The organism is Desulforhopalus sp. IMCC35007 (assembly GCF_005116575.1).
Classification (GTDB): Bacteria; Desulfobacterota; Desulfobulbia; order Desulfobulbales; family Desulfocapsaceae; genus Desulforhopalus_A.
On record NZ_SWCN01000006.1, the window covers coordinates 247,857 to 262,314 of the forward strand.

The window sequence follows — 14,458 nt, forward strand, 5'->3', positions numbered from 1 at the left end:
CGAACGAAGGAATGTTTTTATGAATAAAATAATGAAAAAAACACAACAACAGGGTTCTGTCATGGTCGTCGGAGGCGGTATTGCCGGGATGCAGGCTGCCCTGGATATGGCCGATTCAGGTTTTTACGTCTATCTCGTGGAGAGATCACCGGCAATCGGTGGGGTGATGGCTCAGTTGGATAAGACCTTCCCCACTAACGACTGTTCGATGTGAATTATTTCACCGAAACTGGTCGAGGTCGGCCGGCATATTAATATCGAACTTCTTACCTTGTCAGAAGTACATTCCGTCTCCGGAAAGCAGGGTGATTTTACCGTTGAACTTCTGCAGCATCCCCGCTATGTGGATGTGGACAAGTGTATAGCCTGCGGACTGTGCGCAGAAAAATGTCCTAAAAAAGTCGATGACTTGTATAACGAGGGCCTTGAAAAACGAAAAGCGATATACGTCCCGTATTCCCAGGCGGTGCCGCTGAAATACGCCATTGATGCCAGCCAGTGCATCTTTCTTACCAAGGGAAAATGCGGCGCCTGTGAGAAAAACTGTCCTGCAGGGGCGATCAATTTCAAAGACACGGAAAAACTTGTCGAAATCAAGGTCGGGAGTGTGATACTGGCCACAGGTTTTGACTCCTACGACCCGTCCTCGCTTGATTACTACAACTATACCACCTGCGATGATGTCGTTACTTCTCTTGAGTTCGAGCGTATTCTGTCGGCTACAGGTCCCTATCAGGGACATTTACTCCGTCCGTCATCAAAGAAAAAGCCCAAAGACGAAGGGCGTCCACCGGTTAAAATTGCCTGGCTGCAGTGTGTCGGGTCCCGTGATATCAACCGTTCCGGTCATAACTATTGTTCCTCCGTTTGTTGTATGTACGCGGTCAAACAGGCCTTCATGGCCAAGGACCATAGCAGTGTTCCGCTTGATTGCGCCATTTTTTACATGGATATGCGTACCCAGGGAAAAGATTTTGACCGCTATTATGAAAATGGCAAAAAAAATGGCGTTCGCTTTGTCAATACGAGGGTGCACACTATACAACGGGACAATGACAGTGATAATCTGATCCTGCGCTATGTTGAGGAAAACGGCTCAATCCGCGAAGAGATCTATGATATGGTCGTACTCTCTACCGGTCTTGTGATTAACGCATCTACGGTGGATCTTGCAAAGAGGCTCGGTATAACCCTTGGCGACGACAACTTTGTCAAAGCAAGTAGTTTTTCTCCCGTTTCAACCAGCGTAGATGGAATATATGCCTGCGGGGTACTTACAGGACCAAAAGATATTCCCCAGTCCGTGATGGAGGCAAGCGCTGCAGCCTGTGCTGCAACGGTTGACCTGGCATCTTCAAGAGGCAGTCTCATTCGCCATGAGGAAGCGCCCCAGGAACGGAACATTGAACGACAGAAGGCCAGGATCGGGGTGTTTGTCTGTAACTGTGGGATAAATATCGGCGGTATAGTTCGGGTTCCTGAGGTGGCACAATATGCAGCGACCCTGCCGGACGTTGTGTATGTGGAAGAAAATCTGTTCAGCTGCTCTCAGGATATTCAGGATAAGATGACCCAGGTTATTATCGATCAGGGGCTCAACAGGGTGGTCATTGCGGCCTGTACTCCCAGAACCCATGAAGGCCTGTTTCAGCAGACACTTATTAATGCGGGACTCAATAAATACCTGGTAGAGATGGCAAACATCCGTAATCAGGATTCCTGGGTTCATTCGGGCGAGCCGGATCTGGCGACAGCAAAAGCGAAAGATCTGGTACGAATGGCGGTTGCCAAAGTTCGCTTGTCGTCACCCCTTGCCCAACAGCCTTTGGGAGTGAATCGTTCAGCCCTTGTCATAGGTGGTGGATTGACCGGTATGATCTCAGCCCTTACTCTGGCGCGCCAGGGTTTTCCCGTACATCTGGTAGAAAAAAAGGATGTCCTGGGGGGCAATGCCAGACTCCTCAATAACACCTGGCAGGGTGAGCCCGTCGGCGATAAGCTGGAAAAACTTCTCAGTGATATCAGAGCAGACGAGCGAATTAACGTCCACCTCTCGACTTCCATCAAGCACGTAGAAGGTTTTGTGGGTAATTTCAAAACAGAGATAGTGGAAGACGACACACCTTTCACTATCGAACATGGGGTTGCAATAGTTGCCACAGGGGCAAAGGAATCAAGACCTGCCGAATACCTTTACGGGGAGCATAGCGGTGTGGTGACCAATCTTGAACTGGATGCCATGATTCGCACCAATGACCACAAACTGCGCAATGCAGACAACATCCTCTTTATTCAATGTGTCGGTTCCCGTGACGCAAACAGACCGTACTGTTCCAAGGTCTGCTGTACCCATACGATAAAGAATGCGCTTGCCCTGCAGGAAATGAATCCAGATGCTCGTATTTTTGTATTGTACCGGGACATCAGAACCTACGGTCAGCGTGAGAGCCTCTATCTTGAGGCGAGAAAAAAAGGAATCATTTTCAGTAAATACGAGCCAGAGAAAAAGCCTGTGGTCATCCGTGATGGCCAGCATCTTGAGGTGCTTTTTCATGATCCGGTTCTGGACGGAAATATCTCTGTGCGTGCCGATCTGGTCTGCCTGGCCGCAGCTATTGAGTCATACCATGACGAATCCCTGGCTCAGTTTTTCAAGGTGCCCATGGATAAAGACGGCTGGCTTCTGGAAGCCCACCAGAAACTGCGACCAGTGGAGTTTGCAACAGAAGGTGTTTTCCTCTGTGGTATGGCCCATTACCCTAAGCCAATAGAGGAAAGTGTTTCCCAGGCACTTGCGGCTACCTCACGGGCCTTGACGGTGCTGACGCGGGATCAGATCATGGTTGGCGGAGTGGTGAGCCGTATTAACCCTGAACTCTGCTGTGGCTGTCATGGTTGTATCAATGTCTGTCCATACGGTGCGATAAGTTACAACGTCGGATTACGGGTTGCTGAAGTCAATGCTGCCCTCTGTAAAGGATGTGGCGCCTGCGCGGCTGCCTGTCCGTCGGAGGCCCCGATGTTGATGGGGTTCAATAATGAACAGCTGTATGCCGAGATAAAGATGGCCTTGTGCTCATGAGAAAACAGTCAAAGGAGAAAATTGTGACAAGTCAGGAATTTCAACCCAAAATAATCGCCTTTGTCTGCAACTGGTGCGCCTATGGTGCCGCCGACCTTGCAGGCGTCAGCCGCATGCAGTACCCGGCAAATGTACGTCTTATCCGGGTGATGTGTTCAGCAACTATATCAGCACATCATATACTAAAAGCCTTCCAGGAAGGGGCTGACGGGATACTGGTCGGTGGCTGACACGTCGGCGACTGCCATTACCTGTATGGTAATTACATGACCATTAAACGGATGCGATTTCTCCAGGAATTACTGAACTTTGTTGGAATCGAAGGACGGTTGCACCTGGAGTGGATCTCTTCAGCAGAGGCCCAGAAATTTGCGGACACCATCACAAATTTTACAGAAAAGATCAAGGATATGGGGCCCAGCCAGTTTACCAATACACTGACTGCACCGGAAACAGAGGCTCTTTTGATGAATCTGGAGCCGGAAGCTGCTGTTTTATAAGGAAGAAACAATGAAGAGAAAAGTCAAAGAGTGGTTGGAAGACGGGACGGTTGATCTGTTTCTTGGTTACAGGATGAATTGCGGTCATCCGTTGCCCCATTGCTTTACTAAGGAAGAGATTGATGACGTGGAGCATCTGCTTGTCAGCAGAACGCGGTATAGTCTTGAAAAGATTGCCACCCATCTGGCCAAAAGAGATCCTGAACTCAAAATTGGCCTATTGGCACGGGACTGCAATCAGAGGGCGATAAATGTCCTGACGATCTGGCACCAGCTTGATAAGGACAAGATCTTTGCCTTAAATGTTAACTGTTGCCCTTCGCCGATAAAACCCCAGGCGGACTGCAGCTATATGAGCGGCGAGCAGACATCGTCTTATAAAGTGCAGGTAGGTATCGATAACCTTATGGACATAGAGAAGGCAGACGATTTTTCTGATCAGGAGAAAAATGTCCGCTGGATGTATGAATTTCAGAAATGCCTCAAGTGCTACGGTTGCCGGAACATCTGTCCGGTCTGCTTTTGCGCCGAATGCACCCTGGAGCACAAGGACTTGATTGGCCCTGGAAGGCTGCCGCCGCAGATTCCAATCTTTCATCTGGTGCGAGCCGCTCACATGGCAGGACGGTGTATCGACTGTGGGCTGTGTGAGGATGCCTGTCCTATGGATATTCCTCTACGGCTGCTCTATCGCAAGGTAGGCGAAATCGTAAAAAATGTTTTTGATTATAACACCGGTGAGAGTAGCGAGCAGTCGCCCCTGTCTCTTCTCGGGGAGAAGGTGTCATTGTCTCTGAAGCCGATGTGATAAACCTTCGTAAAAAATGTGAGACCAGATCAGTTGACAGGTTACCAGTAAGGATAACCGGTAAGGAGAATATCTCATGAAATGCACGTTCGTTCCCTCAATCTGCTCCTACTGTGGTACAGGTTGCGGAGTGCTGTTTGAAACAATAGATGGCAAACTCATCAGTACCATCCCAATGAAATCTCACCCTGTCAGTGGGGGAAAGCTTTGTATCAAGGGCTGGAATCTTCATGAGCATATCAATAGCCCGATGCGGCTGAAAAAGCCGCTGGTGAAAACCTTCGGCCGTTTCATCAATACCAGTTGGGACGAGGCCATCCAGATCACAGCTGACAGGTTTAAAGATATTATCGAAAAATATGGTCCTGACAGCATTGGTGTTCTGGTTTCCGCCAAGATGTCCAATGAGGAAAATTACCTGGCCCAGAAACTGGCCCGGGCGGTTTTTGGGACCAACAACGTCGACCATTGCGCCCGGCTCTGACACTCCTCTACGGTGGCAGGTCTTGCCGCCGCATTCGGATCCGGAGCCATGACCAACTCCATCGATGGTATTGAGAAGTCAAATTGCATCTTTATTATCGGTTCAAACACGACGGCCAATCACCCACTGGTCTCAAGAAGGGTGATGCGGGCCAAGGAAAAGGGAGCCAAGCTCATTGTAGCCGACCCAAGGGGAATACAGTTGAGTCGGTTTGCCGATGTGGCCATCCGCCACAAGCTGGGCTCCGATGTTGCGCTCTTAAATGGGATGATGCATATCATCATTAAAAATGGCTGGCATGACAAGGACTATATCAGTAAGCGGACGGAGGGATACGAGGAGTTTGCTGCTGAAATAGAAAAAGCGACACCTGAGATAACTGCCCTGGCAACGGGGGTGAGTGAGGAAGATCTTTATCGTATGGCCGAGGCCTATGGAACTGCGGGGGCCGCATCCTTACTGTATGCCATGGGGATAACCCAGCATGTTACAGGCGTTGATAACGTTAAGTCGTGCTGTAATCTTGCCATGCTCTGTGGCAATGTCGGTATTCCGGGTGGTGGTGTTAACCCGCTGCGGGGCCAGAATAATGTGCAGGGTGCCTGCGACATGGGAGGGTTGCCCAATGTATTTACCGGGTATCAGCCGGTGACCGATGAAAAGGCCCGGGCAAAGTTCTCAGAGGCCTGGGGATGTACCTTAAACGAAAAGCCTGGGATGACCATTACCGATATGATTCCAGGGATTCTCGAAGGAAAAATCAAAGGCCTGTATGTTATCGGAGAAAATCCGAAACTGAGCGATCCGGACTGGAATCACCTCAATCACGCCCTCCAGGAGCTTGAGTTCCTGGTCGTCCAGGATCTGTTTCTCTCAGAAACAGCGCAGGTGGCAGATGTGGTTTTTTCGGCCGCAGCTCTTGCAGAAAAAGAGGGAACAGTCACCAATACAGAACGCCGCTGCATGAAATACGATCAGGCCATTCCACCCCTTGGGGATACCCTGCCGGACTGGGATATTATTGCCCGGCTGGGGACCGCCATGGGCTATCCAATGCATTATAAAAATACTGAGGAGATCTTTGACGAGCTCACCGCTCTCACGCCGAGCTATGCGGGAATGACTTATAAACGTCTGGGCTATGATGGGCTGCAGTGGCCTTGCCCCAGCGAGGACCACCCTGGTACGGTTTATATGCACAAGGATACGTTTTCCCGGGGCCTGGGCAAATTTCATGCCGTAGCCTATCAGCTTCCTGCTGAACAGCCGGATACAGAATATCCGTTTTCTCTTACAACCGGTCGGATGTTTGCCCATTTTCATACTGGAACGATGACCCGGGTATCCCCACATCTCGATATCGAACAGGAAGATGGTTACGTGGAAATCAATCCAAGAGATGCCAGAAAGATGGATGTGAAAGAAGGGGAACTGCTCACCATCTGCTCACGGCGGGGTGAGTTGGATGTCCCAGCACGTCTGACGACAAGTGTTGAGCCGGGGACCCTGTTTCTGCCCATTCATTTTGGGGAAAACGCTGCCAATATCCTGACGAGCTCCGAGGCCTTCGATCCTCTGGCCAAGATTCCGGAGTTCAAGGTGTCTGCTGTAAGTGTTAAGAAATACAAGGTGGAAGCTCCCGCAGAAGCCCAGGTAGAAGCCGAGGTCGAGGCTGTCTCGTAATTGTTTCAATATTTGATAAGGGAATTTTATCTGATATATTTCAGCTGAAATTCCCTTATCGTCTTTATTAGATTTACTCAGATGGACACCTCAAAAAAGTTCAGCCCACCTGCCAGCAATGGTATCCCGGCTTAAAGCAGACTTTTCAGCACATTTACCACGGAGTCCTTTCTATTTAGTAGAATTGCTTTCACCTGTTTGTCTTTAAGGCCGAGGATATCTCCCATCAAGGTGGAATCAATATCAAGCCTGCAAATCAAAACCCTCTCGCCCTGATTCTTATGAAGAAATTCTAATTGGCGGTAAAAGCGGGGAGATCCGTCATTTGTTACAATCAACAACCTTGATACGCGGTCACTCTGGTTATTGACATTTTGCAGGCCACGCAGTTCATTTTCTAAAGTTTTTTCAACCGCTCGGGAACCAACAACCAGTTCGCCAAGAGATTTCGCAGAGAAAATTTGTCTTTGCAACTCCGGATTGAGATGTAAAACAGGAATAGAGATGCTCGAATCAGCACATAGCTCAATGCTCTCTTTTTCCAGTGCCGCTCTGATGCCTGCTTCGAGGTTTTCTGTCTCTAACTGTTTTGGTAATTTCATTGTTTTCCTATAATGAAGCTATTCATATAAGGGTGCCATAATGTTGGGCAGCCAGTGCCCGCTCTCAATGGCATATTGAAAGAAGGTGTAAACGTCCCTGTGTGTGAGTCCTGTGCCTGTTTCACTACAGAACATAAATACGAACCGAAGGCAAGAGCGTTACTGGGAAGTTATGCGGCTTCATCATGATGCTGTGCGCAAGAGTACCACCTCAATATTGTTAGTGCCTGTGTATCGTTTTGAAAATACATTCAAATGTAAAAACTCAAAAACAGAGAATGGACTTTTTAGGTTCCACTATTGCTCGTTTTTGCCTGTACCGGAACTGATTCCAGAGTTACGGCATGAGTAGCGATAAGACCAAATCCGGGTACATTACTTGAAAATTGAGTGGCATAATATCCATTGGTTCCCAATACAGTTCATACAAGTTGTCCTGTTAGTATTCCCACACCTGAGTGAACCAGAAAGTTCGTATGCACGCTGGCCGTTAGTGTACCATTCCTTCTGTAAATTCATATAAAGCTTGGCAAAAGGCAGGCCAAGCTTATCCTTTCGGGGCCAATTATCAACAACAAACCGAAAGGAGAAAACAATGACCTGCCAACAGGATTGTAGCCAGTTTGACCTGGCAATGGAACTATTAATCGAAAATGGTTTCGACAATATTGCCGATGTGGTTGGAGTTTTGATGAATACAGCCATGCAGATTGAACGTTCACGTCATTTACAGGCGATTCCTTACGAAAGGACAGATGACCGACGGGGCTATGCCAACGGGTATAAATCAAAAACTATGAAAACCCGATTTGGTGAAGTCAAGTTGGCAGTGCCTCAAACCCGGGATTGCGAATTTTACCCTCAAAGCCTGGAGCGTGGCCAGCGATCAGAGCGGGCTTTGAAGCTTGCTCTGGCTGAGATGTATATTCAAGGAGTTTCAACCAGGAAGGTTGCCAAAATAACAGAGGAGTTGTGCGGATTCGAGATCAGTTCAAGTGAAGTCAGCAGGGCGAGTGCGACCTTGGATGAGCAGCTCAAACAATGGCGAGAACGTCCTTTAGAGGCCTTTCCCTATGTCTATCTGGATGCTCGATATGAGAAGGTTCGTCATGGTGGAGTTGTGGTTTCCAGCGCGGTTCTGGTCGCCATCGGCGTCAGCAGCACAGGGCACCGGGAAGTGCTGGGTGTTTCGGTGAAACTCTCTGAAAATGAGGTGCATTGGCGGGATTTTCTCAGCAGTCTGAAGGACAGAGGACTGCATGGCGTCAAGCTTTTTATCTCTGATGCCCACGAAGGATTGAAGGCGGCTCGCAGGGCCATTTTCCCAACCGTTCCCTGGCAGCGCTGCCAGTTCCATCTACAACAAAATGCCCAGAATTACGTGCCCCGACGACGGATGAAACAAGAAGTGGCGGAACGCATCAGGTCGATCTTTACAGCGCCGAATGACGAGGAGGCCCAGCGGTTGCTTGCAATCTTCCTTGATGACTATCGGCAGGATGCTCCTGAATTGGCAACCTGGGCGGAAACAGCTTTGCAGGAAGGATTGGTGGTTATGTCTATGCCGAAGGCCCACCGCAAGCGGCTACGAACGGTCAATATGTTGGAGCGACTGAACAAGGAGATTTTACGGCGCACCAGAGTTGCCACCCTTTTCCCCAACACCGAATCCTGCTTGCGGCTGGTAACGGCGGTCGCCATGGAGACCTCTGAAGAATGGCAAGCCAGCAAGGTCTATCTGAAAATGGAGTGAGTTCGGCTCTTTTGCAGGAGCCCCGGCGGAGCGCTCTTCCGCCATCGCCACCTTCAGGTTCAGTGCAGCTATCTCAAAGTGTCAAGGCTGCGAGGAACGAGCACTCGCCTTGGTCTTGACACTTTGAGATAGCTGCACTACTCGGGCCTTTAAATAAACACGAAAGGTTAGCCGAATTTACAGAAAGAATGTTGCTTTATCCTTTTTTTTGTCAACGATTTTTAAAAGGTACATTAAATAACATTTGTATTTCATGTAAATTGACAGTACTAGTGTTTCCCAGTAAGCAATTATTCTTACCTGATTATATGGGGTGGAATAGCAGTCTTGATTTGTTTTTAAAAAAGAGACTGAGGAAATTGAGGTGGAAGTTCAATAGTTTCATTTTTTCGACATACATTAATCTTATAACTGGCAGCTGGTGTCGTTGGAAATATCTGTAGACCCTGTCATTGTCGCAAAAAGTTGTATTGTTCTTTTGCTGGTATAAAAAGATGGTTCGCGTTGGCGGTACAGGATCTAAGAGACCTTTGCTGTAATAACGCATAAACCAAAAGCACAGCTGGCTGTATTGCTTTTAGGGCAAGAGAGCGGGCGAGAAGGAAAAAAGATGGCCGAAAGGAAGAAGACTGAGAAAGAAACGAAAACCGTACAGATTAAGGCAACAACTGGAGCATGGTGGAAAAGTAAATCAGCTGAAGAGAAAGTTGATGCATCCGCACCCCTTGAAGAAACGAGTAAAGAGGTAAAACCAAAACGAAGAAGAAGGCCTAAAAAAGAGGTCGTTACCGAAACAAATGAGGTAATGACAGAAAAAAAAGAAGTTGTTGCCGAAGAAACTGTCAGCAAAACGCCCCCCGCAAAAGCCCCCCGAAGTAGAGCCAGGAAAAAAAAGGTAGCTGTTGAAACTGTCGAAGTAACTGAAAGTTCAGCACAGGCAAACGTTGAAACTGCAACGGAAGAGCCTCCAGTAACGCCCACCCCGCAGAAAAGAAAAACAAAACCCCGGGCTCCACGGGGAAAGAGAAAACCTGCGGAGAAAGTCGCTCAGGCAGAGATAGAAAGCAATAATGCTGCTGTCGCAGACAGTGTCCAGGCCGTAAAGAGCGAAGCTGTTGCTGAAAGTTCTCCCGTAAAGGCAGGAGAGGAGCCAGTAAAACCTCGGTCGACAAAACCCCGTCGTGGCCGGCGCCCTAGAACCTCTGCGAAAAAAACGACACCTGTCGCAGACAATGAAGAACGCTCCGCGCTTGAAAAGACCCCTGTCGATTCCCAGGATGAGGACGAGCTTACAGATATCGATTTTGTTGAAACAACAGACGACCTGGATGAGGCAACCGTAGAGGAGGAAAGACGTCATCCAAGGCACAGAGATGATGAAGAAGAGGACGAGGAAGAGCAGAAAGAAGAGGTTAAAAAGAATTGCAAGTTGCTGATTAACGCCGAAGAGCCGGAAGAGTGTCGTCTTGCACTTTTGGAAGATGGACGGCTTATCTCTCTCAATGTTTCAACGATATCCCGCGCCCAGAGGAAAAACAATATCTACAAGGCCCGTATTGTCGCAATCGAGCCAAGTCTGCAGGCAGCTTTTGTCGAATATGGAACTGAAAAAAACGGTTTTCTGCCTTTTAGTGAAATTCACCCTGAATATTTCAAGCAGGATTTAAGCGCAGATGTTCAACATCTCGTCGATACCCAGCAGTGGAAAAAACTCAGTATCACTGATGTCGTCGAAAAAGGGCAGGATATTCTTGCCCAGGTTGTAAAAGAAGAAGTTGGAAAGAAGGGGGCCAATATGACGACCTTTCTCTCCATTCCAGGCAGGTGTGTGGTTCTGATGCCGGGATCTGATTCTTCTGGTATTTCCAGAAAGATATCTGGGGAACAGCGGCGATCACAGCTGCGGGAAATAATGAAGTCTATGGATCTTCCTGAAGGTATCGGCTGGATAGTTCGGACCTCAAGTGTCGATATTACTCCGGAGGATTTAAGCCGGGATGTTGGTTATCTGGTTAAACTCTGGGAAGAGATTAAAGGCCGGGGTCAGAACCTTGAAGGTGTAGGTCTGGTTTATGAGGAGCAGCACAGTATTCTTCGTTTTCTACGGGAACATTTTGATCCGTCCATTCAGGAGATCCTGGTTGATGATCGTGCAGCACTTGAGCAGGTGAAGGACTTTGTCCAGATGTTGCCGAAAGATCATCAGGGTGTGACTGTTCGTTTACACCAGGGTGCCCGTCCCATTTTTAATCAGTACAGTGTTGAAGACCAGATCGAGTCTATTTATCAGCCTCAGGTAAGTTTGCCGTCCGGTGGCTCGATTGTCATTGACCCAACCGAGGCCCTTGTTGCCATAGACGTAAATTCAGGATCCACGTCAAAAGGAAAGAATTTTGAGGCCTCAATTTTTCAGGCAAATATGGAGGCTGCGGTCGAGCTTGCCAGACAACTCCGCCTCAGGGATTTAGGTGGCCTGATCGTCGTTGACTTTATTGATATGCGTAGCCGAAAAAATATAATTGCCGTTGAAAAACAGGTCCGGGCCGCCATGAAAAAGGATAAGGCCAAGGTTGACTTCAGCAGGATCTCAAAATTTGGCCTGATGGAGATTTCACGACAGAAACTAGGCGCACCCATTGAGGCTGGAAATTACCGCAGGTGCGAGCATTGCAAAGGGCGGGGAACTGTTCGTTCTGTGGAGACCTTATCTTTATTTTATTTAAGAAGAATACAGACCGGGGCCAGTCGTAAGCCGGTTGAGCGCATTGAATGTCATTTCCCACTTGACGTCGCAGCCTATCTTTTAAATAAAAAACGTACGGAAGTCAGTGAAATGGAAAAACGTTATCATGTTGAAATTACGATACATGCTGATCCTCATATGAAGCCGAGTGATAATGAGATTGTTTTTCATAAAGCAGAAAAAGACACAAATAATAAAAAACAGGCTTGAGTTCATTTAGAATCTAGGTTATATAGCTACCTCCGATGCACCAGTAGCTCAGCTGGATAGAGTACCTGACTACGAATCAGGGGGTCGCAGGTTCGAATCCTGCCTGGTGTACCAAAAAATAACAAAGGCTTATCAACATTAGTTGATAAGCCTTTTTTTGTTCTAGCCGTAAAAAGTTCATGTGAAATGCAAAATGTGTTGTTCTAGGATTATACCGAAAAGAATAGGATTACCCATTCCCACCATTCAAGCTAATCAAATCGCCACACCTTAAGCAGAATGTAGCGATATAAAGATGACAGAATATTTTTTCTACTGGGCATTCCCGACTCCTTTCTGGAAGGCCAATTGTTCATCAATAAAGTGACCTTGGTGGTGGCCATATAGGTTCCGGTTATTTAGGCTCATCGAACATTGAGGCTGTAGGGGAACCAGCAGAATCCGGTTGGAGCGAATGTGCACTGGAATGGATATATCAAATAGATCAGGTTTCTTTTGGCTGAATTCTTGAAATATCAAAAATGACGTTCCTTATCGTCCGGCTGTACGGTTGACTTCACCATTTTTATAAGGTAGAAATCACAATATTATTGCTTAGATTTTGAGGGCATTGAACGAAAAAGATTCTTTCTTTGATGGTTGCCTGGAATATCATTTGAAGTGATGTCGGTATTACTCTTATTCCTGCAACCCGTTATTTTACCTGGAAATACTGTTGACACCATAGTGCATAGCTACCTTTTTTAGTGACCCATAAGGATTTGAAATGAATACTTCTGCCATACCGAGAAAATGTATTGAATTATCAAACCTTCCGGCAAAAGACATTAAATCAAGAAGGTTATTTATTCTTGCAGACGGTAAGAGATCTATTGAAGAAATTATCAGGCTTTCAGCCATTTCTGAAAAAGAATGTATGGATCTGATGCAAACGCTACTTGAAAAAGATTATTTATGCATAAAAGAGCAGAAAGAGAAAATAAGCTTTAACAGTGCTGGCCAACAATTTACCGGGCCGATCAACGACAGTGGAAGAGATGTATCTTTCTTTATTGAAAAAATAACTGATGAACTCGCTAAATACATTGGTCCGTTTGCAACTGTTGCCTTGTCTGGTTTTGAATTTCCCGACAACACTATTACTTTATCTGAAAAGCAGGCGGTAATCAGTTCCGCTGTCGATGAAATCGAGGGCGATGAGGACAAAAAAAAATTCCTGAAATTTATAAAAGATGCTCAACTGTAATGACCTATGTGATCAATGAAGATTTAAGCAACTGTCTTTTAAGCAAGGGAGCACATAGAAATGCCCCCTTTTTTTTCCACTATTTAGTATATCTATCTATCAGTTTTATTACACTTATTCTCAATCGCTCAATAGCTGTACCCAGCGAACCGATTTCATCATTTGATATCAGCTCTATCTTTTGGTGGAGATTTTTTCCAATACTAATTTCAGATGCTCGTTTCTCAAGCTCAGTGATTGGGGATACGACCTTCTTTTCAAAGAAAAACCATATAACCAGAGAAAGAACTACAATTCCAGCAAATCCATATGCAAACAACATTATGGCCGACTTTTTCGCTGCATCGACTGCATTCTGAATTGGCACATAAGTAATATATGCTGAAACAATTGAGCCAGCCTTCCAGCCGTACCCATTTGCAGTCCCATATAAATCTTGTTGATCCTTTGGTGCATTTTTGGGATCGCCGTGACAGCGAAGACACTGTTTATCTATTTCAATGGGTTCGGCATAGTAGAAAAATTTCTCTCCGTTTTTTTCCATTACACCTTCTTTTTGTACCATCCCTTTATTGTTTTCAAACTCGGCAATGAGCCTTATTTCATCAGCATCGGCTTTGTTTGGCGGATACAGCGGATCAAGAGTCGCCTGTTTGAATTTGTAATTGGGGAGTTTCTGGTTGAACTGATCCCACACGCCTCTGGTAACGGCAAACCCCGACATGATTGTCGGATAAAACCTATCCTCATGCACAATATCCATTATTAAAGGACGCTGTTCGTTTCTATAAAATGACCTCGTTGCAGCAAGGAATGAAGATACAATATCCCCTTTCTGTTTTGCTTCTGCCAGTGCAGTATTATAGGTGAAACTGTAACTTAGGTATGCGAATGCCCCTATCGCAGCCAAACTCATGATCCCAATAACCAAAATGAATCTGATTCTAATACTCATGGCAGAGTTTTTCCCCTTTATAAAGTTTTTAAACCTTTACTGTCTCTTTGCAGGTATGGCTCTAATGAGTAATACAGTCTTTGACTGGCTCTAAACAATTCAAAAGCACACAACTACAATCACCTCATGGATTCTAACGAATCCGCACAGTACTTTAATGTGTGGTCTCAGTCAAGTTTAGGCTTTATATCAGCTACATGCAAATTAAAATGTAGACGTAAATATGTTCCATATCATCGCTGTCTATAGTGGCCGCCAGTTTTCACCTGAGTTCCCGGAATTGTGTAACGATGAAAATACAGTAACCCTATAATAATGTGTTAAATAATACGATTTTCCTTGCATAAAACATCGTTACAATATATATTATTGTAACGAGAAAAAGGAGGATT

General features: G+C 46.5%; 9 protein-coding genes and 1 tRNA gene. 8 read left to right on the plus strand and 2 right to left on the minus strand.

Going from position 1 to position 14,458, the window contains the following annotated elements; all coding sequences use genetic code 11:
• The first annotated feature begins 31 nt into the window (after positions 1 to 31).
• From FCL48_RS08870 to fdhF, 4 genes are all read left to right on the plus strand, one after another.
• Positions 32 to 3,082 (plus strand): FAD-dependent oxidoreductase, encoded by a 3,051-nt coding sequence (locus tag FCL48_RS08870; protein ID WP_371418673.1) that lies wholly within the window; start codon positions 32 to 34, stop codon positions 3,080 to 3,082.
• Between the two features lie 23 nt (positions 3,083 to 3,105).
• Entirely contained in the window at positions 3,106 to 3,582 is a 477-nt protein-coding gene (locus tag FCL48_RS25185) for a hydrogenase iron-sulfur subunit (RefSeq protein ID WP_371418671.1), read from the plus strand.
• A gap of 10 nt (positions 3,583 to 3,592) precedes the next feature.
• Positions 3,593 to 4,390, plus strand: a complete 798-nt coding sequence (locus FCL48_RS08880) for a 4Fe-4S binding protein (RefSeq protein ID WP_136871909.1) — start codon at positions 3,593 to 3,595, stop codon at positions 4,388 to 4,390.
• Positions 4,391 to 4,466: 76 nt separating this feature from the next.
• Positions 4,467 to 6,557: a formate dehydrogenase subunit alpha gene (fdhF, locus tag FCL48_RS08885; protein ID WP_136871910.1), complete on the plus strand. Its 2,091-nt coding sequence runs from the start codon at positions 4,467 to 4,469 to the stop codon at positions 6,555 to 6,557.
• A gap of 131 nt (positions 6,558 to 6,688) precedes the next feature.
• Here fdhF and FCL48_RS08890 read toward each other — a convergent pair whose 3' ends face one another.
• Complete coding sequence (locus FCL48_RS08890) at positions 6,689 to 7,159, minus strand: hypothetical protein (RefSeq protein ID WP_136871911.1); 471 nt, start codon at positions 7,157 to 7,159, stop codon at positions 6,689 to 6,691.
• Positions 7,160 to 7,754: 595 nt separating this feature from the next.
• Between FCL48_RS08890 and FCL48_RS08895 the strand changes: the two genes are divergently transcribed.
• From FCL48_RS08895 to FCL48_RS08910, 4 genes are all read left to right on the plus strand, one after another.
• Positions 7,755 to 8,912, plus strand: coding sequence for an IS256 family transposase (locus FCL48_RS08895; protein WP_136871912.1), 1,158 nt, complete (start codon positions 7,755 to 7,757; stop codon positions 8,910 to 8,912).
• Positions 8,913 to 9,522: 610 nt separating this feature from the next.
• Entirely contained in the window at positions 9,523 to 11,865 is a 2,343-nt protein-coding gene (locus tag FCL48_RS08900; RefSeq protein WP_136871913.1) for an Rne/Rng family ribonuclease, read from the plus strand.
• A 37-nt stretch (positions 11,866 to 11,902) separates the two neighbouring features.
• Positions 11,903 to 11,979, plus strand: a tRNA-Arg gene (locus FCL48_RS08905).
• Between the two features lie 652 nt (positions 11,980 to 12,631).
• Positions 12,632 to 13,111 (plus strand): hypothetical protein, encoded by a 480-nt coding sequence (locus FCL48_RS08910; protein ID WP_136871914.1) that lies wholly within the window; start codon positions 12,632 to 12,634, stop codon positions 13,109 to 13,111.
• Between the two features lie 79 nt (positions 13,112 to 13,190).
• Here FCL48_RS08910 and FCL48_RS08915 read toward each other — a convergent pair whose 3' ends face one another.
• On the minus strand, positions 13,191 to 14,066 hold the full coding sequence (locus tag FCL48_RS08915; protein ID WP_136871915.1) for a methyl-accepting chemotaxis protein: 876 nt from the start codon (positions 14,064 to 14,066) through the stop codon (positions 13,191 to 13,193).
• Between the last annotated feature and the right edge of the window lie 392 nt (positions 14,067 to 14,458).

What these genes read in the sequence shown, in the direction of transcription:
- FCL48_RS08890 (WP_136871911.1), bottom strand. Translation starts at nt 7,159, where the DNA reads ATGAAATTACCAAAACAGTTAGAGACAGAAAACCTCGAAGCAGGCATC.
- FCL48_RS08915 (WP_136871915.1), bottom strand. Translation starts at nt 14,066, where the DNA reads ATGAGTATTAGAATCAGATTCATTTTGGTTATTGGGATCATGAGTTTG.
- FCL48_RS08880 (WP_136871909.1), top strand. Translation starts at nt 3,593, where the DNA reads ATGAAGAGAAAAGTCAAAGAGTGGTTGGAAGACGGGACGGTTGATCTG.
- FCL48_RS08900 (WP_136871913.1), top strand. Translation starts at nt 9,523, where the DNA reads ATGGCCGAAAGGAAGAAGACTGAGAAAGAAACGAAAACCGTACAGATT.
- FCL48_RS08895 (WP_136871912.1), top strand. Translation starts at nt 7,755, where the DNA reads ATGACCTGCCAACAGGATTGTAGCCAGTTTGACCTGGCAATGGAACTA.
- FCL48_RS08910 (WP_136871914.1), top strand. Translation starts at nt 12,632, where the DNA reads ATGAATACTTCTGCCATACCGAGAAAATGTATTGAATTATCAAACCTT.